The 18579-nt window shown below is 57.6% G+C and carries 15 protein-coding genes and 2 pseudogenes; 8 read left to right on the plus strand and 9 right to left on the minus strand.

The genetic code is table 11. From position 1 onward, the window contains the following. Positions 1 to 9 precede the first annotated feature (9 nt). Entirely contained in the window at positions 10 to 927 is a 918-nt protein-coding gene (locus ACM6HV_RS14835) for an AraC family transcriptional regulator N-terminal domain-containing protein (RefSeq protein ID WP_414904760.1), read from the plus strand. Between the two features lie 62 nt (positions 928 to 989). Here the strand turns inward: ACM6HV_RS14835 and ACM6HV_RS14840 are convergent, their stop codons facing one another. After that, positions 990 to 1907 carry a LysR family transcriptional regulator gene (locus ACM6HV_RS14840; protein ID WP_041063980.1) on the minus strand — a complete coding sequence of 306 codons (918 nt, stop codon included), beginning with the start codon at positions 1905 to 1907 and terminating at the stop codon, positions 990 to 992. 109 nt (positions 1908 to 2016) lie between these two features. Between ACM6HV_RS14840 and ACM6HV_RS14845 the strand changes: the two genes are divergently transcribed. Continuing rightward, positions 2017 to 2769 carry an SDR family NAD(P)-dependent oxidoreductase gene (locus tag ACM6HV_RS14845; protein ID WP_047294458.1) on the plus strand — a complete coding sequence of 251 codons (753 nt, stop codon included), beginning with the start codon at positions 2017 to 2019 and terminating at the stop codon, positions 2767 to 2769. Between the two features lie 131 nt (positions 2770 to 2900). Here the strand turns inward: ACM6HV_RS14845 and ACM6HV_RS14850 are convergent, their stop codons facing one another. Beyond that, positions 2901 to 3572: a lipopolysaccharide kinase InaA family protein gene (locus ACM6HV_RS14850; protein ID WP_121185473.1), complete on the minus strand. Its 672-nt coding sequence runs from the start codon at positions 3570 to 3572 to the stop codon at positions 2901 to 2903. A 268-nt stretch (positions 3573 to 3840) separates the two neighbouring features. Between ACM6HV_RS14850 and ACM6HV_RS14855 the strand changes: the two are divergent. Both ACM6HV_RS14855 and ACM6HV_RS14860 read left to right on the plus strand, forming a co-directional pair. After that, positions 3841 to 3993, plus strand: a pseudogene (locus tag ACM6HV_RS14855) (aldo/keto reductase); the annotation flags it as partial. 212 nt (positions 3994 to 4205) lie between these two features. After that, on the plus strand, positions 4206 to 5255 hold the full coding sequence (locus ACM6HV_RS14860; RefSeq protein WP_041064001.1) for a 3-oxoacyl-[acyl-carrier-protein] synthase III C-terminal domain-containing protein: 1050 nt from the start codon (positions 4206 to 4208) through the stop codon (positions 5253 to 5255). A 92-nt stretch (positions 5256 to 5347) separates the two neighbouring features. On the opposite strand, the gene ACM6HV_RS14865 is transcribed toward ACM6HV_RS14860, so the two are convergent. From ACM6HV_RS14865 to ACM6HV_RS14880, 4 genes are all read right to left on the minus strand, one after another. Beyond that, positions 5348 to 6415: an alkene reductase gene (locus tag ACM6HV_RS14865; RefSeq protein ID WP_414904585.1), complete on the minus strand. Its 1068-nt coding sequence runs from the start codon at positions 6413 to 6415 to the stop codon at positions 5348 to 5350. Positions 6416 to 6991: 576 nt separating this feature from the next. Further along, positions 6992 to 7375, minus strand: a complete 384-nt coding sequence (locus ACM6HV_RS14870; RefSeq protein WP_027611764.1) for a winged helix-turn-helix transcriptional regulator — start codon at positions 7373 to 7375, stop codon at positions 6992 to 6994. Positions 7376 to 7768: 393 nt separating this feature from the next. Beyond that, positions 7769 to 10858, minus strand: a complete 3090-nt coding sequence (locus ACM6HV_RS14875) for an efflux RND transporter permease subunit (protein ID WP_414904586.1) — start codon at positions 10856 to 10858, stop codon at positions 7769 to 7771. After that, positions 10855 to 11964 carry an efflux RND transporter periplasmic adaptor subunit gene (locus tag ACM6HV_RS14880; RefSeq protein ID WP_414904587.1) on the minus strand — a complete coding sequence of 370 codons (1110 nt, stop codon included), beginning with the start codon at positions 11962 to 11964 and terminating at the stop codon, positions 10855 to 10857. Before ACM6HV_RS14880 ends, ACM6HV_RS14875 begins: the two co-directional genes overlap by 4 nt. A gap of 171 nt (positions 11965 to 12135) precedes the next feature. Here ACM6HV_RS14880 and ACM6HV_RS14885 point away from each other — a divergent pair, with 171 nt between their 5' ends. Beyond that, the gene (locus ACM6HV_RS14885) at positions 12136 to 13596 is read left to right on the plus strand and encodes an efflux transporter outer membrane subunit (RefSeq protein WP_414904588.1); all 1461 of its coding nucleotides are present in this window, start codon (positions 12136 to 12138) and stop codon (positions 13594 to 13596) included. A gap of 235 nt (positions 13597 to 13831) precedes the next feature. Here the strand turns inward: ACM6HV_RS14885 and ACM6HV_RS14890 are convergent, their stop codons facing one another. Then, a complete protein-coding gene (locus ACM6HV_RS14890) occupies positions 13832 to 15103 on the minus strand; it encodes an OmpP1/FadL family transporter (RefSeq protein WP_414904589.1) in 1272 nt (423 codons plus the stop codon). 196 nt (positions 15104 to 15299) lie between these two features. Continuing rightward, positions 15300 to 15926: a TetR/AcrR family transcriptional regulator gene (locus tag ACM6HV_RS14895; RefSeq protein WP_145598133.1), complete on the minus strand. Its 627-nt coding sequence runs from the start codon at positions 15924 to 15926 to the stop codon at positions 15300 to 15302. Between the two features lie 108 nt (positions 15927 to 16034). Between ACM6HV_RS14895 and ACM6HV_RS14900 the strand changes: the two are divergent. Continuing rightward, a pseudogene (locus ACM6HV_RS14900) lies at positions 16035 to 16288 on the plus strand (hypothetical protein); the annotation flags it as partial. Between the two features lie 194 nt (positions 16289 to 16482). Here the strand turns inward: ACM6HV_RS14900 and ACM6HV_RS14905 are convergent. Further along, positions 16483 to 17112, minus strand: coding sequence for a TetR/AcrR family transcriptional regulator (locus ACM6HV_RS14905; protein WP_414904590.1), 630 nt, complete (start codon positions 17110 to 17112; stop codon positions 16483 to 16485). 106 nt (positions 17113 to 17218) lie between these two features. Here ACM6HV_RS14905 and ACM6HV_RS14910 point away from each other — a divergent pair, with 106 nt between their 5' ends. Continuing rightward, the gene (locus tag ACM6HV_RS14910; protein WP_145598135.1) at positions 17219 to 18112 is read left to right on the plus strand and encodes an NAD(P)/FAD-dependent oxidoreductase; all 894 of its coding nucleotides are present in this window, start codon (positions 17219 to 17221) and stop codon (positions 18110 to 18112) included. A 56-nt stretch (positions 18113 to 18168) separates the two neighbouring features. Continuing rightward, positions 18169 to 18546, plus strand: coding sequence for an antibiotic biosynthesis monooxygenase family protein (locus tag ACM6HV_RS14915; protein WP_041475302.1), 378 nt, complete (start codon positions 18169 to 18171; stop codon positions 18544 to 18546). Positions 18547 to 18579 lie beyond the last annotated feature (33 nt).

The following is an 18579-nucleotide window of genomic DNA, read 5'->3' on the forward strand; positions in this document are numbered from 1 at the left end:
AGCCTTGAAATGGAACAGAGCGATGCTTTCATTCTGCAAAACACAGCCATCTACCGTGACGAACTGGTTCGCCTGCTGACACAGCGCTTTTCCACGCCCGGAGTCTATGAAACCGCGATAGCGCCCCTGCATGTCATCCGTTTCGACTCCCCCTCAGAGCTTATCCATACCGTGCACAAGCCGGCACTGTGCCTGATCGTGCAAGGACAAAAGGAAATCGGCCTGGGTGACGACCATTACCTGTACGACCCGCTGAGTTACCTGGTGGTATCGGTGACGCTTCCAGTGTCCGGACGTGTGCTGATGGCCAGTCCGGAGGCGCCCTACCTGTGTATCCGCTTTGATTTCGAGGCCACGGAAATTGCGCAGGTCATCGCCGATGCCCCTCCGACGGGCGTCCCGGACGAGCCGGAGCTTGGCCTGTTCCTGGAAAAAGTCGATGTGCCCCTGCTGGAAACCATGCTGCGGCTGGTCCGGCTGCTGGAAACACCGAAAGACATCGGCATGCTCGCGCCTCTGGCCTTGAGGGAGCTGTATTACCGCCTTCTGCGGGGCGTACACGGGCGTCGTCTGTATGAGCTTGCCCTCGGTGACTCGCAAACGCGTCGGGTAACGCGGGCAATCGATTGGTTGAACAACCACTACACCCAACCCTTGCGCATTGAAGAACTCGCCCGGGTCGCCAATCTGGGCAACTCCACCTTGCATCATCGCTTCAAGGCAGTGACGGCCATGAGTCCGCTGCAGTATCAGAAACAACTGCGCCTGCAGGAAGCCCGCCGTCTGCTGCTCGGCGAAGGGCTGGATGTGGCGAGTGCCTGTTATCGAGTGGGCTACGAAAGCCCCTCGCAATTCAGCCGGGAATACAGTCGTCAGTTCGGGTGTCCGCCATCAAGAGATGCCAGCCGAGTGCGCCACCCTGCGTGAACGACTGACCGGCGGCGAATGGGTGGCCTCCAGCTGATGCTGAAGTCATTGCACGGCATTTTTCATGACGGCCATCGCCATTCGGGCTGGCTTAAATGTTCGGCAAAAAAGTCCGACAGCGCTTTGATCTTTACCGGCCGTGTACGCGCCGAGGGGGTGACGAAATACAAACCGCCACGGGCCATACTCCATTGCGGTAACACCACCACCAAGCGCCCGTCTTTCAAGTACTCGCTGGCGATAAACTCCGGCAGTTCGGCGATAGCCAAGCCCTCAAGCAACACCGGCAATAACGCATCCGAGTTGGTCACTCTCAGCGGGCCGCTGGGCACCACGTCTTCTTCGCTGCCGTCTTGATGGGTGAACCGCCACACTTGGCTGCGGGCCCGGTAGGCATAACTCAGGCACGTGCGGGACGCGAGTTCGCGGGGGTGGCCAGGATGGCCATGAGCGTCCAGATAAGCCGGTGAAGCGACCAGGTATTGAGTGACGGCACACAGTCGCCGTGCAACCAGCGAGGAATCCGGCAATACGGCGATGCGTAACGCCGCATCGAAGCCCTCGGCGATCAGGTCTACCGAGGCATCTGAAAGGTGCAGATCAATCGACAGCTCGGGATACTGGCGCAGCAATTGCGGCATCAGCGGTGCCACCCAACGCAAGCCAAACGACATGGGTATCGCCAAGCGTACTTGGCCGCGGGGCTGGACCGATAAATCCTGAGCCTCGCTTTCTACCTCTTCAGCCTGCCGATAAATCTCACCCGCCTTGGCCGCCATGCTCGCGCCGAATTCAGTAAGTGCCAGTTGCCGTGACGTACGGTTGAACAAGCGCCCACCCAGGCGCGCCTCCAACCGCGCGACCGCCCGCGATACCGTCGGCACCGACACGCTCATGACGCGCGCCGCGCCGGCAAACGAGCCCTCTTCGGCCACCTTGGCAAACATCGCCAACCCTTCGAAATCCGGAAGTCTGCTCATTTCATTTCTGCAACGATAGGTTTCAGACAATTCTATTTTGAAAGTTTTTCCCCGTCGATAAGCTTCTCCCACACCGCAACTCACTCAATCGAAATACGGGAGAAACACCATGACTAACAAACTCGAAGGCAAAATTGCATTGGTCACCGGCGGCACTACAGGCATCGGTCTGGCCACCGCCAAACGCTTCGCTCAAGAAGGCGCTCACGTCTATATCACCGGCCGTCGCCAAGCCGAACTGGACGCCGCTGTTACCGCGGTCGGCAACGCCACCGGCGTGCAGGTGGACTCCACCAACCTTGATCAGCTGGATGCGTTGTATCGCCAGATTGGCGCGACCCACGGTCGAATCGACGTGCTGTTCGCCAATGCCGGCGGTGGATCCATGCTGCCACTCGGTGACATCACGGAGCAGCAGTACGACGACACTTTCAATCGCAACGTAAAAGGCGTGCTGTTCACTGTGCAAAAGGCACTGCCGCTGCTGGCCCCAAAAGCCTCGGTGATTCTCACCGGCTCTACGGCAGGCAGTTCGGGCACCGCCGCCTTCAGTGTGTACGCCGCATCCAAGGCCGCCGTGCGCTCGTTTGCCCGCAACTGGATTCTGGATTTGAAAGACCGCCAGGTGCGCATCAACACCATAAGCCCCGGCGCTACCCGCACGCCTGGCCTGGTTGACTTGGCCGGCCCTGATGCCGCTCAACAGCAGGGCTTGCTCGACTACCTGGCGTCGCTGATCCCCATGGGGCGAGTCGGTGAGGCTGATGAAATTGCCAGCGCGGCGTTGTTTCTGGCCTCGGATGACGCCAGTTTCGTCAACGGTATCGAGCTGTTTGTTGACGGCGGTCAGGCGCAAATCTGAGCAGTCAGCGGGCGACTGTTGCGGTCGCCCGCCAACCCACGCCTGAGTGTGAGCATTACCAACCCGGACGGCGTTCGCTGGTGCTATTGTCAGGCGCAGATTGAGCGGGTGTCACTGCCGCACAATCTTTTTTACAGGGTTCTGCCAAGGGCTTGCTCGTAGCAGGAAAGGAAATGCCGCCACTGCGACTCATCCCAGAAAGAATGCCGTCTGAGCTGCGGAATGTCGTGACGCGCCGCGCCCATTGCCGTAGCACGACCGCGAGACTTCTCCAGGTCCAGCAGCGCCAGTTCGAAATCGAAGTCAGCGTCGGTAATCGACGCCTTGATAAAGATGTGTTTGGAACGCATGCAACCGTGCTGCCATTTGCCCGAGTGCAGCCGCGCCAGCATTTGCGCTAAACGTTCAAGCAGTCGCAGATGTTGCGTTGTGGTCAACAGGCTTGCAGCGCCCTGGCCATACCAGGTATCCAGATCGATGAAGCCGCCCAGGTCTTCGGTAACCAGAACACCCTGCCATAGGCCGTCAACTTTTCTCGCACCATAAAATACCGGCCTTGGTGCATTCACGCCCAGTTGCTCGAGTCTTGAAAGGGCAACGCCTTCACGCAATGCGGTGGGTCGGCCAGTGGGGTAACGCAGACTGCGGAACAAATGGCCGGTCTGACGCTTTACAAAAAACGTCTTGTCACCTTGAACAATCAGCTGGACACCGCTGGTGCCGCTGCGGCGCACATTCGGCGGTTCCACCCACGACCCGGACGTACCCCACCAAAAATCAAACTCATCGCGTGCCCTGCCCATTGTGTGCTCCATTTTTTGTAGAAATTGTTTCGTGCGACGTCGCAACAGCAGCTCAGTCTATTTGTGGACGTTAATAGTTCCCTATTTATCGCGGATGTTAGGTACATCTTGAGGCTTTTACGCAACGATGTGACAGAAATTGGCTATTGACGGTGTTTATCCCTTCGGGGAGACCGTTGCTCACATACTGATACCGGCAGAGCGCGGTCGACACATCGAGTGACTGATGAGTGAGCCTCATAAACCCTTGCCGATTGACCCGTCTAGTGGCCCTCTCAATGAGCAAGTAGTCGGCGAGGCGCTGTCCCCGGTTCGTGACCAGGTCGTGATCGTCACCAAATTCGGCTTCGCCGTCGGTGCCGACAACACAAAGCAGACTCTGGACAGCCGGCCCGAACGTATTCGGGTCGCCGTCGAGGGGCCACCCGATTGTTTTTTCGATCAACTTGAAAGCCCGTTAAATTGACCCAGATCATGATTCAATTCGATTGAGGGAAATAACGAGCAACTTCCTTGATCCGCATTTTCTTTGTGCTAAAAATATTGCCGCCAGTGGCTCCTTACAGGGATGAGTAAGGGTTTGCTCATCCGCAGCCATTGCCCACGGATGCATACTTTCAACAAGGAAGTCATATGAAAATAGTTGGGCTGTCCGGGATTCTCCCGTCACGCATTATCAGCAATCAAGACGTTATAAACCTGGTCGAGGAACACTCTAAAGATACGTTCCAGGAAGACTTGCCAAAAACCTTGAAGACCATCAGCAAGTTGCTTGAAAAAAGCGGCAGCGGCACGCGGCACTGGCTGGGCGCCGACGAGACGCCGATGGAACTGATGGAGACAGCATTCAACTCCGCGCTCGCCCAGGCCAATATCGACAAGGCCGACCTGGATCTGTTGATCTATCCGAACGTCACGCGAGGCTTCATCGAGCCGGCCAACAGTACGTTTATCGCCAAGGCGCTGGGCCTGAGCTGCAGAAACTTCGATGTGGTGGACGCCTGTAACGGCTGGGTGACCGCCATGGATGTCATCAACAGTAAAATGCAGGCCGGGGAAATTCGCTACGCGGCGATCGTCAATATGGAATTTGGCATGTCTGCTGGCGGGCCGGTGATGCCCAAGAACTTCTCTTTACAGTCGTCGGCGGAACTGGCTTACAAGTTTCCGAGTTTTACCATTGGCGAAGCTGTCACGGTCACCATTCTCAGTCATGAAGCCCCCGGCAACTTCAAGTTCTCGTACATCAACAGGCCGGACTTGAGTGACTTGTCGACCATCTCCCTGCCGGACTGGAAACTGTTCTGTAATGAGGAGGATATTCCGCGTATTTCACCGACCGGCGGTCAGTATCAATTCAATTCCTACGCAGCAGCCTTGCATGAAGATGGTCGCAACGAAGCGATAAAAGTCTTCAATTTGCAAAACGTCTCTGCTGCGGATGTTCATAAAGTGTTTATTCATACCGGTTCACCCAAGATGTGGGAGCACATTGGGCAACTGATCGGTATTGATCACAAGTTGCACCATGTCGGGCATAAAACCGGCAACATCATTACCGCGTCCATCCCCTACGGCATCTTCGATGCGATGAGTCGCGGCGAAGCCGAGACCGGGCAGTTTTGCATGGGCTGGGCGGGCAGCGGCGGGATGGTTTTCTCTGCGCTGTCGTTTACCTTGTAGGGCCTGATGCAACTTGCCGTCGTGAGGCGGCAAGTTGCTCGTCCATGATCAAACTGTTGGTCGGTACCAAAACGAAAATCGCGATTCGATCTCTAGGCCAGCGGCGGGTAGTCGGTATAGCCCTCTTCCGAACCACTGTAAAAAGTGGAGGCATCCGCAGTAGCCAGCGGCGCATCAAGGAAGAAGCGTTCCGGCAGATCAGGGTTGCTGATGAACAGCGTGCCAAATGTGACTGCATCGGCCAGGCCGGTTTGCAGGGCCTGTTCCGCAGACTTCCGATCATAACCAACATTCAACACGAAAATTCCTGAGAACCGCTTGCGAGCCCCGGGCGCCAATGGTTTCGCGCCTTCCGGCAGAGTCCCAGGTTCCATGAAATGCAGAATTCCAACGTTTCTCTTTTCCAGCGCTTCTACCGCGTACATGTAGGTCTGCTCGAGATTGGAGTCGCCCATGTCATTGTACGGAATGCGCGGCGACAGCCTGACCGAGATACGGGCCGGTCCGAAGACTCTGATCGCGGCGTCCGTGGCTTCAAGCAAGAACCTCGCCCGCTTCTCAATGGTACCGCCATATTCGTCGGTGCGTTTGTTTGAGCCGTCCTCCAGAAACTGCGCGGGCAGATAACCATTGGCACCGTGTATCTCTACACCATCAAAGCCCGCATCTTTCGCGGCCTGTGCAGCTTTTTCGTAGTCCCCAATGGTGGACTTGATTTCATCAATGGTCAGTTCGCGTGGGGTCACCGAGGGTTTGATGCCTTCTGGCGTGAACGCCTGGCTATTGAAGGGGACTGACGATGGCGCGACCGGGAGTTCTCCTCCATGAAAATCAGGATGAGATGCTCTACCGGTGTGCCAAAGCTGGGCGAAAATGAGGCCACCGGCTTCATGAACTGCCTGAGTTACCTTCTTCCAGCCCGCAATCTGTTCAGGCGTATAGATCCCTGGGGTATTCGTCCAGCCGACGGCCTGGGTGCTGATCTGGGTGCCTTCGGTAAAAATAAGGCCCGCCGAGGCACGCTGTGCGTAATAGGTCGCAGTCAATTCGTTGGCCACCTGATCCTTGGATCGACCTCTTGTCATCGGCGCCATGAACACCCGATTTCTGAAAGTGAGCTCTTCGTTGTTTAAGGGGGTTAGGAGCTTAAAATTTCCCATACTTTCCTCAGAATAAATTTTATTGAACGTCCGCCCGTGCCTAACGATTTCTTAAGTGCGGCTCGACCAAAGAAATGCTTCTGTCGGATGCTCGATTGGCTGGCTGCAAGCCACTGGCAAGAGTGGCGAACGAGGGTCCGTTTCGGACCGCTTCCCTCAAGTGAGGACAATCGACAAGGTATCAATAATAAACCTGGCGTCAATTAGGCACCGTTCGTACACCTGGTAGGTCTGAGGATACCTACCGTCAGGAAATAGTCCGCGGCGTATGGGCTGGCGAGCCGTATACATTGGCCTCGCGCGCAAGAGCAGGACGCTCTGCGTTCATGATCGAACGGCCTGAGCAATCGATGTGAAGATTCGGTTGAAGCAGGTATCGAGATTGATTGCCCGCGCATGAAAGGCAAAAACCAGCGCACTGCCAACAACAAAAAGTGTTGGCAGAGTTTCATGCTTACCAGATCGCGCTGGTTCGATTGAGATCTTCGGTGTTTTTCAAGCCATCGGATGACAAGTCCCGAAGCGCAGCATGGGCGGCCGACAACGCGTTCATGTAATCCAGTGAAACAGCCTTCCCTACGTACTTGTCGGTCCGATTGCAGCGGCGTCGAACTTCTGCCGGGCAGCATCAACCTCCGGTAGCTTGGCGAGCGTCCATTCATGCAGAGCCCGAAAAGGTTGTTGCAGCGTGCGGCCCAGCGGCGTGATTTGGTACTGCACCGCGACTGGCGAAAGCGAAATCACCTCGCGCGATACCAGGCCGTTGCGCTCCAGCCGGCGCAGACATTGCGTGAGCGCTTTTTGGGTAACGCCTTGCAGGCGACGACGAATCGCGTTGAAGCGTTGCGGACCGTCATCAAGCACGGCCAACACCATCATCGACCATTTATCAGCGATCTGCTCGAATAAAGCTCGGCTAGGGCAGTCGGACGAGAAGCACAGCGGTTCGAGTTCAAGCATGGCGGTTTCCTTCTGTATACCCAGGCGCTCTCAGGCGCGAGATTGACGCCAAGTTTACTGGATATACCGCATCTGAGAACGCTTTCTCCTGTCGTAGCGTTGGCGCTGATTGGCAACCGGCCCCTGCCGATTGCAAAGAGCTTGGTGATTGCACTCCCCGCAGCCAGCAGAAAGCTACCTATCGCGCTCAGCCCTCTCCCGCTTCGCAGCCAAGAGACTCGATATGCCGGTACCGTCACTACGAATCGCTTTTGACCTTCGAGTTAATTATTGAACACTCTTCATCTTCAGCCGCCCCCACAACACGAATCGTGCGATGGCATACGACTGAAGCTCTATGATCAGAAATACGAAAGGGCACAGTAGAGTCCTCTCTGTCTTTGATCCGCGGGCTTATTTCAAGTTTGCTGTTTCAGTTTGCCTCTGATTCACATGATTAATCCTGAACCAGATGGAGTACATCGCCGGCAGGAACACCAGCGTCACGATGGTTCCGACGAACGTGCCGCCGATCAGTGTGTAAGCCAGCGTGCCCCAGAACACCGAGTGCGTCAGCGGGATGAACGCGAGGATGGCCGCCAGTGCAGTCAGCAGCACCGGGCGCGCGCGCTGTACCGTGGCTTCTATCACAGCATGAAACGGATCAAGCCCTTCTTGAGCGTTGTGATGGATTTGTCCAATCAGGATCAGCGTATTACGCATCAGAATCCCCGACAGGGCGATCAGCCCGACCAAGGCATTGATACCGAACGGCTGCTGGAAGAGCAGCAGTGTCGGCACCACACCAATAAGCCCAAGTGGCGAGGTGAGGAACACCATGATCATTGCCGACACCGAACGCACCTGCAGAATGATGATCAGCAGCGTGACGGCGATCATGATCGGCAGCAGTGGCAAGATCGCTTGGCCGGCCTTGCCCGACTCCTCGATAGCCCCCGATTGCTCGATTCGATAGCCCTCCGGCAGCGTATCGATAACCGGCTGCAGCGCCTTCGTGATCACGCTTGAAACGTCCGGAGGCTGCAAGCCTTCGGCAATGTCGCCGCGTACAGTAATGGTTGGTGTGCGATCACGACGCCGAAGGACGGGATCCTCCATGCGCACGTCCACTGTCCCTACCTGCGACAGCGGAATTCGCTGGCCCGCCGTGCCCACCAGCGTAAAGCCTTGTATTTTCGCAGGGTCGAGCCGGATATCACCCGCCGCACGCCCAATCACTTGTACCGAACGGATGTTTTCACGAACTGCGGTGATCGGTACCCCGGCAAGCAGGAACTGCAACTGCTGCGCGACCGTACTGGAGGTCAGCCCCAACGCCTGCAAGCGGTCCTGATCCAGGGTGAAATGCAGCGTGGGTGTCAGCGGTCCCCAGTCAGTATTGACGGTTCGCATCAAGGGACTTGCCTGCATCACGGCCTGCACCTGAGCGGCAATCTCACGCAATCCAGAGGGATCGGGGCCCATCACCCGGTAGGCAACAGGAAATGGTGAATACGGACCAAACACCAACTGCGTAACCCTGACCCGCGCTTCTGGAGCAAGCCCTTCGGCAACGGCCTCGCGTAAACGGAGCTTGAGGGCTTCCCGTGCCTCCTGACTCTGCGTCAACACCACAATCTTCGCGAATGACGGATCAGGCAGTTCCGGCGCCATGGCCAGGTAGAAACGCGGCGCACCTTGTCCGATATAGGCCGTGACGATTTTTGCTTCATGCTGCTTTTGCAGCCAGGCCTCGACTTTGGCGGTGGTGATACTTGTTTGCTCGATGGAGGTTCCATAGGGCATTTGCACTTCGATCAACACTTCTGGACGATCCGAGGTGGGGAAGAACTGCTTCTTGACCAGGCTCATGCCGACAACGGCCAGAACAAACGTCGCAATGACGGTTCCGGCGACCAGCCATTTGCGGGCGATGACGCGCGTCAAGATCCGGCGGAATCGATTGTAGTTGGGCGTGTTGTAAATGGCCGCGTGACCACCTTCAACCTGCTTGATGTCCGGCAACAGCTTCACACCCAGATAGGGGGTGAAGGCCACCGCCACCACCCATGAGGCAATCAGGGCAATGCCTACGATCCAGAACATGTTGCTGGTGTACTCGCCTGCGGTCGATTGCGCGAAGCCGTTAGGCAGAAAGCCGATAGCGGTCACCAGCGTGCCGGAAAGCATCGGTGCGGCGGTGTGACTCCAGGCATACGCGGACGCTTTGATACGGTCGTAGCCCTCCTCCATTTTCACCACCATCATCTCGATCGCAATGATGGCGTCGTCCACCAGCAGTCCAAGCGCCAGGATCAGCGACCCCAAAGTGATCCGGTCAAAGTTCTTGCCCGTTGCCGCCATCACCACAAACACCACGGCTAGCGTCAGTGGCACCGCCGCGGCCACGACAATACCGACGTGCCAACCCATGCTGAGAAAGCACACCAGCATCACCACCAGCAAGGCGACGAAGAACTTGATCATGAACTCGTCGACGGCTGAACTGATATTCACTGACTGATCGGTGACCTTGCTGAGTGTCATGCCCAGTGGCATGTCTTCGTTGATCCGGGTTGTCTCCGCATCCAGTGCCTTGCCCAGATCCAGGCCGTTCCAGCCCTCGCGCATTACCACACCCAGTAACAGCGCTTCCTCACCGTTGTTACGCACAAGGAAGGTGGCCGGATCTTCGTAACCCCGCTCGACCGTCGCAACGTCCGAGAGCTTCAAGGTGCGTCCCTGAATCGCCAGCGGCGTGTCACGAATCTTCTGCACCTTGTCGAAGGCGCCGTCAAGGCGCAGGAAGACTTCTGGCCCCTTGGTTTCAATCGAGCCGGCCGGCGTCAGTACGTTCTGATTGTTCAGCGCGGCAAAAATATCCTGCGGGGCTACCCCCAGCGTGGCCAGCCGATCATGGGAGAATGAGACAAAAATACGTTCACTCTGCTCACCAATGATGTTGACCTTTTTCACGCCTGGCACATGCAACAGACGCTGGCGCAGCGATTCGGCATCACGTACCAGCAGTCGCTGCGGCTCGCCTTTGGCTTTCAAGGCAAACAGCGCAAAGGTCACATCTGCAAACTCGTCGTTGACCATCGGGCCAACCACGCCGGCCGGTAGCTTGATCGATTCGTCGTCGAGTTTTTTGCGCGCCTGGTAGAACTCCTCCTGCACCTGTGAGGGCGGTGTGCGATCAAGCAGTGTCACCACGGTGAAGGCCAGACCCGGACGAGTGTAGGTTTCCGTGCGGTCGTACCATTTCAATTCTTGCAGGCGTTTTTCCAGCGGCTCGGCGACCTGATCCTGCATTTCCTGCGCGGTCGCGCCCGGCCAAGCCGTGATGACCGTCAGTTGCTTGACCGTAAACGGCGGGTCTTCCGCGCGCCCGAGTTGGAAAAATGCCAGGATCCCGGCGACACCGATCAGGAAGATCAGGAATACCGTGATCGAACGCTCGCGAACGGCGAGCGCCGAAAGATTGAAGCGCCCCTGGCTCATGGACGGCTCCCGGCAACCTGGACGTCCGCCTGTTGAGCCAGTCTCACCTCCTCCCCCTCGCGCAGAAGATGTGCGCCTAAAGCGACAACTTGCTCACCGACCTTGAGTTCACCGTCGACACGCGCAATGTCATCGCTCACGCCCAATATCTGCACAGGCCGCCAGGTCACCTTGGCCGGGTTGCCAGCAATCACCCAGAGGCCGGGGCCTTTACCTGGGTCATAAACCGCCGCCAGCGGCACTTGCAACACCTGTGCATTTGCGCGGCTGGCAGCGATCTGCAGCGTAACGGTCGAACCGAGCGGCGCATTGGCCAGCGCGCCCTCCAGCACATACCGCGCCTCAAAGGTGCGCGTCATGCGATCGGCCGAGTCAGAAAGTAACCGCAGCCTGGCTGTCACAGCACCCGAGGTGTTGCCATAAAGTGTGGCCTGCGCGGTCGAACCTGCCGCCGGACGTAGCGTCTCGGGCAGGTGCACAATGGCTTCGCGCTGCCCTGCCCGCGCCAGTCGAACCACGGCTTGCCCGGGGCTCACCACTTGTCCTGGCTCGGCCAGCGTCTCCACCACCACGCCATCGGAATCAGCAAGCAACACCGCATAACCGGACGCATTGCGAGCGACATCAGCCTGCGCTTGCGCCGCGCTCAACTGAGCTTTGGCGGTATCTGCGGCGGCTTTGATCTGATCGTAGGCCGAGGCCGAAATGGCCCCGGCGGCGACCAGATCGCGATACCGGACTTCATCATCCGCCGTCTGAATGGCTCGCGCCCGAGCGGCCATAACCGACTCTTGCTGCGCCCGCGCCTGCAGCCCGAGATCAATCGGATCGAGGCGCATCAGTGGCTGACCTCGTTTGACCGTCTGGCCTGTGTCAACCAGGCGTTCAAGTATTTTGCCCGAGACCCGAAAGCCAAGGTCAGCCTCAACGCGGGCGATCACGACGCCCGTGAAAGAACGTGAAGCCTCGGACGCCGCCGAAACCGCAGCGGACCTCACCAACGGGGCATGGGTGCGTGGATCGTCAGCGACGGATGAGTCGCCACAGGCCGTCAGGACGAGCGGCAACAGACAAACGGCAATCGGTACAGCTAGAGGCCGGCGCATAGGTTCCGTTACTCAAGAATAGGACGTGCTCGGCATTTTCAGCATGGTGACCATTAATGTCAATGGTCACTTAATTGTAGTGATCAGCGTATATATTCAGGATTTCGTTGACCTGAAGGGTGTGACGATAATTTAATATGGTCACTTATCATCCTTGTTGCAGGTACCTCAATGCCTCCTGTTCGCCCTATCACGCTTTTGGTGACCGCCAGTTTGATGGCAGGCTGCGCGGTCGGTCCCGACTATCAACGGCCTGCCCTCGCGTTTTCCGATCATTTCCTGAGTCAGCCAGCAGCCGAACAGACAACGGAATTGGCGCGGAGCCGCTTGGTCAACTGGTGGGAGAGTTTTAACGATCCCGTATTGACCGGTTTCGTCACCCAGGCGCTGGAACAGAACCTCGATCTGGCGCAAGCGGCGGCGCGGGTCACACAGGCTGGGGCAGGACTGGGGGCCGCAAATGCCGCTCTGTTGCCCTCCGGGAGTATTGATGGCCAGGCCGCACGCGCTTATCAATCCGTCGAGACGCCGTTGGGCCAAGTGTTGAACTCAACGCCAAGCTATGATCGCTATGGAAGTTCCTACGAGGTCAACCTCAATGCCGGCTGGGAGATTGATGTCTTTGGCGGGCTGAGACGCGAGCGCGAAGCCGCACTCGCCGAATACCAGGCCTCCGAGGCGGGCGCAATCGCTACACGCCTGGCCATTGCAGCGCAGACGGCCGATATCTACATCACCCTCCGTGGGTTGCAGGCGCGACTGGAGATTGCCAACCGGCAAGTCGAAACGCAGCAGGGACTGCTGGAAAAAGTCCGCCTGCTCTACGGCAAAGGCCTCGCTGCCCGCTATCAAGTTCAACAGACAGAGGGCGCGCTGGCGCAAGTCCAAGCGAGCGTGCCAGTTCTGCAGACCGGCCTGGATGCCGCCATGAATGCGCTGGACGTGATGCTCGGCACCCCGCCGGGTACTCACCGCACGCAACTGGCCGGTACGGCGAGCATTCCTGTTGTGCCGCCGATAAACGCCTCGGGAACGCCAGCCGATCTGCTGCGCCGCCGGCCGGATCTGATCGTCGCCGAGCGCCGCTTGGCAGCCTCCAATGCTCGCATCGGCGTGGCGATTGCCGAGTACTACCCGAAACTTTCGCTTAGCGCATTGCTCGGTAGCGCAACGGCTGTTTCCGGCGGCAACCTGTTCACTGGCGGTGCCAGTCAGTCGGCGGCCGTCCTTGGGTTGCGCTGGAGACTTTTTGACGTAGGCCGGATAAACGCGCAGATCGATCAGGCCAAAGGACAGGAGGCCGAAGCGCTGGCCGCTTATCGTCAGTCGGTATTACGCGCCACTGAGGATGTCGAGAATGCCTTCTCCGCCCTGGTGAACCGCAATCTTCAGGCCACCACGCTCGCGGGAGGCGAGGCGTCTCTGACACAGGCTCGCCAATCGTCTTTTATTGCCTATGGAAAAGGCACCGCGAGCCTGATTGATGTGCTCCACGCGGACGAAACGTTGCTCCAGGCTTCCGATGCCCGTGCGCAAGCGCGGACAGAATCGGCGCGGGCTGCAGTCGCGGCATTCAAAGCGCTCGGCGGCGGCTGGCAAGTACCTGAAACGCTGCCAGTCACGTCACGATGAAACTCGCAAGCTTTGTAAAGAGTCTGCTCGACAGTACGCAGCAAAAGGCCTATCGCGGTTTTGACGTGAGCCACGCAACGGCGTTTTCATCAGAGCCTGGCCAGAGTCATGGGGTTTGACGTACAAAAAAGGGCCAACCTCTCTACGAGAATCGGCCCGACAAACATACCTTTGCAGGTCTGAGGTCGGGAGGCATCACGCACTCCCGTCTCAGCATTTTGAGTACAGCCCTCAGCTAGAAACGGTAGCTGACAGACGTACCCAGCCCGCTCGCACTGTTCTTGTATCTGGCACTGTAGGCACCTCTGGATGACGAGGTGTCGTTGACCTTCACGCTCTCCTCCCAGAGGTAGGAATAAGCGAAGTCGATGGTGACATTTTCCACAGGAGTCCAGCCCGCACCGAAGCTGATAACCTTTCGATCGCCAGTAGGAATACGGGGCCCGCGATTGGTGTTGTTGGCGGGTGATTGATCAACCGAAAACCCGCTACGCAGCACCCATTGATTATTCAATCGATAAGCGGCGCCGATGGCGTGAGCCCACGTGTCGTGCCAGTTCTGCTCTTCGCTGATCGTCCCCAATTGACTGCTCAGCAACGGCGGCAGGCCGCTGTTTTCGATCGTCAGCTCCTTGAAGCGACTCCAGCGGGTCCAGGTACTGCCAACATACAGCGTCCAGTCGTTGTTGAATTGATGCGTGGCCGAAAAGTCCACCGACTCCGGCGTATCAACATCCAGCGATGCGTCATAACTGCGGCCGCTGACGCCCAGCACGCTGAAAATGCCATCGGTGACCTTGGTTTTCGCATCCAGGTGGTAACTGACTTTGGAGTGATAAGTCAGCCCCAAGCGGGTCTGATCTGTCGCCTGCACCAGCACACCAGCGTTGAAGCCCAGCGCGGTGTCATCACCCGTGCTTTTGAGCTTACCGTCATTGCGCCCAGGAGTTAATGGATTGGGCACCATGCCCGATATCTCTCCACCGATCCGGTTGATGGTCGGACCGAAACCGATCGAGACTGTTTCGTTAAAGGCGTAGCTGATGGTCGGTTGGAAAGTCAGCGTGGTGACTTCGCTCTTGTTGGCGTAATAGCGTCCGGCAAACCCACTGCCGTAGTCGGTGATCAACCCGAAGGGTACATAAAACCCGACGCCGAATGCCCAGTGCTCATCGATGGGTTTGACGTAATAGCCCATCGGTACGGTGGTCGTGGGCACCATATCGCCGTCCTCCTTACCGCCGAACGTACTGCGAGTCCGGCTGATATCTGACTTGGCGAACAATGTCGCCGCCCCCACGCTGACCTGCTCTTGTTTGAGCCGCGCCATGCCCGCCGGATTGCCGTAGATCGTACTGGCGTCTTCGGCCGATGACGATCGCCCAGCAAAACCGGACCCCATCCCGCTGATGCTTTGTTCGTTGAGTGCAAAGCCACCGGCAAGCACATTGGAAGACACAAACAAGACGGCCAGGCCCACGGGGTTCTTGAGCATTGTTTTTTTCATTATCGGGACTCTATGGAGATCACTGGAAAAAAGATCGAGCACTACAGCGAAGCCATATTATCCATGTGACCAATTCAGTCAATGGTCACGACGAGCAATTTTTTGCGCTCTCCCGGCACTCATTGGCCGGGAACGGGAAACGTCATATGGGGATGTCGTTTGACTCGAATCGACTGACAGATTTAATCAGCGACAGTCAGGGCATGAGGCTGCGCAGGATGAGGTTGGAGGTCAGCGTGGGCGCTTGCTCGATGAAATCCAGATTGTGCTGCAACAGCAAGGGGTTTACGAAAGGTCGCAGCGTCAGATCGATTGCCTCGACTGTCTCGTCCAGTGGAGTCTTGCGCTCGAACTCCCCCGCTTCTCGCCCTTGCCGCACGATGTCGACAATAAAGTCTTTGATCTGTGCTTCATACACCTGGGCACTGTGCCAACGCTCCGAGGCGGAAAACGCAGCGATGTCATAAAGCTTGCGGTCGTTGAAGAACAGGTTCACACCCGTGGCAACGACGGTTTTTACCAATCTGCGCAAACGCTCGGTTGCTGAAACAGCTTCTGCGTTAACGGCCTGCTCGACGGCTGCAACGATTTGCCCCAGACAGTTGGCGCAGATGGCCTCGCCGATCGCTTGTTTGGAATCAAAAAATTTATAGATGTACGCCTTGGAAAAACCGATAGCCTTGGCCAAGTCGGAAACCGTGGTTTTAGCGTAGCCATACTGGCTGAAGTGCTCATTGGCCGCGGCGACAATCTGGTCACGAATGTCGTGCTCGGCCGGGCCACGAGTGTTCGGCGAGGAGGCAGGTACTGATAGCTGATTCATGACAGCAGCTTACTCATCCTATTGTGGGCTGACAACTCGTGACTACACAGGAATAAGGTCACGAGACCAGTGATTTTAGATAAGTCGTGCAGGGTCTCAGCGCCTAGCGCCGCGCATCAGGGACCGGTGTACATGCATTTGCTGCGCGGCAGCGTGCCGCTGGTGCTAGCCGAGTACGGCTATACATTCGAGATAGGCAAGGCCAAGACCCTGCGCACCTGCTGCGCAATGAGGTGACGCCAACTTTCAGACAGATCGCTTTGCCCGACGCATTCCTCGATGCTGGAGCCTTGCCGACTCTGCATGATCGTTACGCTATTTCCACCCACGCGGTTTGCGCGCAGATCGAGTCCTGGCTTTAAATGCCTACTAATGAGGACACTTATGGATAAGCGCTCACTGGGATTTACATGATGTTAGCGTCGAGTAACCTCGTGACTCCCTCATGAATGATCGTTGAAGAAAACTCTACCGCGATGCCCGGTTGAATCCACAGCCGAAACCTGCCGTGTGCGATGTCCCGCTAACGACCGACATCAGGCGTTCAAATCAACCGCTAAACACCGTGCGCTGCGATGAACATTGCGACGGCGGACCGGCAATAGGATTCGACTTCTTTGTCGTCCTTTGCCTTCGCCTCATCGAAGCGGGCGATCATCAGAAGATCGGAGCCTTTGATAAGCGCGGCAAACAAGCGAGCAGACTCCTGAGGGTCGGGCACGTTTAGCATCGCCTCCGTGTGCAACTGACGCAACAGGGCCTCGATCTGGGCCGTGACATAGGCGGGACCGGCTTCGTAGTGGAGCTTGCTCAACGACTTTTGCTTCGTCTTGTCTACCATGATCATGGCTTCAACACTGCGCACTTCCGGACTCAACAACGTGCGTAGCAGGAATGTCCCCACCGCCATCAGCTGATCTGCAGCCGAACCGTCGATGCCTTCAACAATGGACTGTGGTGCAAACTGATGGCAATGGGCCGCAATGGCCGCGCTGAACAGCGCCTCCTTGTTCTCGAAGTGTCGGTAAATGCTTAGCTTGGATATTTTTGCCCGCTGGGCGACCTTGTCCATTGTTGTCGCTTGAAATCCCAACTCCACAAAAAGCTCGCCGGCGGCGTCGACGATCGTTTGGCTGAGCGCCTCGTTGGCTGGCCGGCCGCGCCGGGTCTGGCTGAATTCGGTCATAAATATTCCAGTACTTGACGGTATCGTAATTCAAGGATTATGGTACTCGAAAGTATCCAAACAGTAAAACCCGAGTCCCTTCAGCCACAACGCGGAGCCTATCACCATGAATGACGTCATCATTATCGGCGGCAGTTTTGCGGGTCTTGCCGCCGCTCTCCAGCTTGGTCGTGCCCGCCGAAAAGTCATCGTTCTCGATACCGGCCTTCCGCGTAATCGCTTCGCCGACCACTCGCATGGTTTGCTTGGCCACGATCACAAGCCACCGCTGGAGATTCTGGCTGAAGCGCGGCAACAGTTGGCGCGCTACCCTACGATCAGTCTTGTTACTGCCCGGGCCGAGAGTATCTCCGGCACCATTGACGATTTCACCATCCTCACGGGTGATGGCGAACGCCTCAGGGCACGCCGCCTGATCTTGAGTTATGGCGTCGCAGACCAGATGCCTGAACTTCCCGGCTTTGCCGAAGGCTGGGGAACCTCCATCGTGCCCTGCCCTTATTGCGACGGCTTTGAAGTTGCGGGCCGGCATTGGGGCCTCGTCTGGTCCGGCCCGCCCTCGCACAACTATGTCAGGCTATACCACGACTGGACCGACACACTGACAGTCTTCGCCAATGGTCAAGACATTCCACCCGAGATCCGGGCCGATCTGGCACGCCGCGGCACCCCTGTCGTCGATGGTCGAATCACCGAAATCGACCATGACGAGAGCCACAACACCACTGTCAGGCTCGACGCCGGCCCCTCTGTTGCGGTCGACATCCTGTTCGCGCATCCGCGCAACAAACCGTCCGCACGTCTGCATGAATCACTGGGCCTCGCCACAGTCGATACGCCCCTGGGCATCGTCCTCAAGGTCGACGAGCGACGCGAAACCAGTGTGCCCGGCGTCTACGCTGCCGGCGATCTCGCTAACCCTCTAATGGCTTCTGTCAGCACGGCTTCATGGCAAGGTGCGATGGCGGGCATCTTCGCCCAGCAGTCCATGCTCGTGTGAGAGCAAGCAGCATCGATCACGACAATTTCAATTCCACAATAGACGCGAGCGCCACAATGGAAGTCCTGAAGAAATTCAAGCCGCTAGACGATAAGTTCCCGCTTGAGCGCCAACTCGGCATCTCGGCCGCGCCAATCGTACTAATCAACATATTCACGGTCGGTTCCGCCGACGAAGCGGGTTTCCTGGACGCCTTCAAAGCGGCAGGCGAAACCCTGAAGAAGCAGCCGGGCTTCATTTCCACCCAACTACACCGAGCGATCGGTGATAGTCCGACCTTCCTGAACTATGTGGTGTGGGAGTCCACCGAGACGCTCCGCGATGCCTTCGCCCGCCCCGAATTCGTCGCGAAGGTTTCGGCCTATCCGTCATCCGTCGTAGCCACCCCGCACCTGTTCCAGAAGGTCGCCGTCCCCGGCTTTTGCACGGCCTGACTCCGGAGACATGGCAAGGCGCGATGGCCGATC

Source organism: Pseudomonas sp. IT-P260 (assembly GCF_949768395.1).
GTDB lineage: Bacteria > Pseudomonadota > Gammaproteobacteria > Pseudomonadales > Pseudomonadaceae > Aquipseudomonas > Aquipseudomonas parakoreensis.

What these genes read in the sequence shown, in the direction of transcription:
- ACM6HV_RS14895 (WP_145598133.1), bottom strand. Translation starts at nt 15,926, where the DNA reads ATGAATCAGCTATCAGTACCTGCCTCCTCGCCGAACACTCGTGGCCCG.
- ACM6HV_RS14860 (WP_041064001.1), top strand. Translation starts at nt 4,206, where the DNA reads ATGAAAATAGTTGGGCTGTCCGGGATTCTCCCGTCACGCATTATCAGC.
- ACM6HV_RS14915 (WP_041475302.1), top strand. Translation starts at nt 18,169, where the DNA reads ATGGAAGTCCTGAAGAAATTCAAGCCGCTAGACGATAAGTTCCCGCTT.
- ACM6HV_RS14885 (WP_414904588.1), top strand. Translation starts at nt 12,136, where the DNA reads ATGCCTCCTGTTCGCCCTATCACGCTTTTGGTGACCGCCAGTTTGATG.
- ACM6HV_RS14890 (WP_414904589.1), bottom strand. Translation starts at nt 15,103, where the DNA reads ATGAAAAAAACAATGCTCAAGAACCCCGTGGGCCTGGCCGTCTTGTTT.
- ACM6HV_RS14905 (WP_414904590.1), bottom strand. Translation starts at nt 17,112, where the DNA reads ATGACCGAATTCAGCCAGACCCGGCGCGGCCGGCCAGCCAACGAGGCG.
- ACM6HV_RS14870 (WP_027611764.1), bottom strand. Translation starts at nt 7,375, where the DNA reads ATGCTTGAACTCGAACCGCTGTGCTTCTCGTCCGACTGCCCTAGCCGA.
- ACM6HV_RS14835 (WP_414904760.1), top strand. Translation starts at nt 10, where the DNA reads ATGGAACAGAGCGATGCTTTCATTCTGCAAAACACAGCCATCTACCGT.
- ACM6HV_RS14910 (WP_145598135.1), top strand. Translation starts at nt 17,219, where the DNA reads ATGAATGACGTCATCATTATCGGCGGCAGTTTTGCGGGTCTTGCCGCC.
- ACM6HV_RS14850 (WP_121185473.1), bottom strand. Translation starts at nt 3,572, where the DNA reads ATGGGCAGGGCACGCGATGAGTTTGATTTTTGGTGGGGTACGTCCGGG.
- ACM6HV_RS14845 (WP_047294458.1), top strand. Translation starts at nt 2,017, where the DNA reads ATGACTAACAAACTCGAAGGCAAAATTGCATTGGTCACCGGCGGCACT.
- ACM6HV_RS14875 (WP_414904586.1), bottom strand. Translation starts at nt 10,858, where the DNA reads ATGAGCCAGGGGCGCTTCAATCTTTCGGCGCTCGCCGTTCGCGAGCGT.
- ACM6HV_RS14865 (WP_414904585.1), bottom strand. Translation starts at nt 6,415, where the DNA reads ATGGGAAATTTTAAGCTCCTAACCCCCTTAAACAACGAAGAGCTCACT.
- ACM6HV_RS14880 (WP_414904587.1), bottom strand. Translation starts at nt 11,964, where the DNA reads ATGCGCCGGCCTCTAGCTGTACCGATTGCCGTTTGTCTGTTGCCGCTC.
- ACM6HV_RS14840 (WP_041063980.1), bottom strand. Translation starts at nt 1,907, where the DNA reads ATGAGCAGACTTCCGGATTTCGAAGGGTTGGCGATGTTTGCCAAGGTG.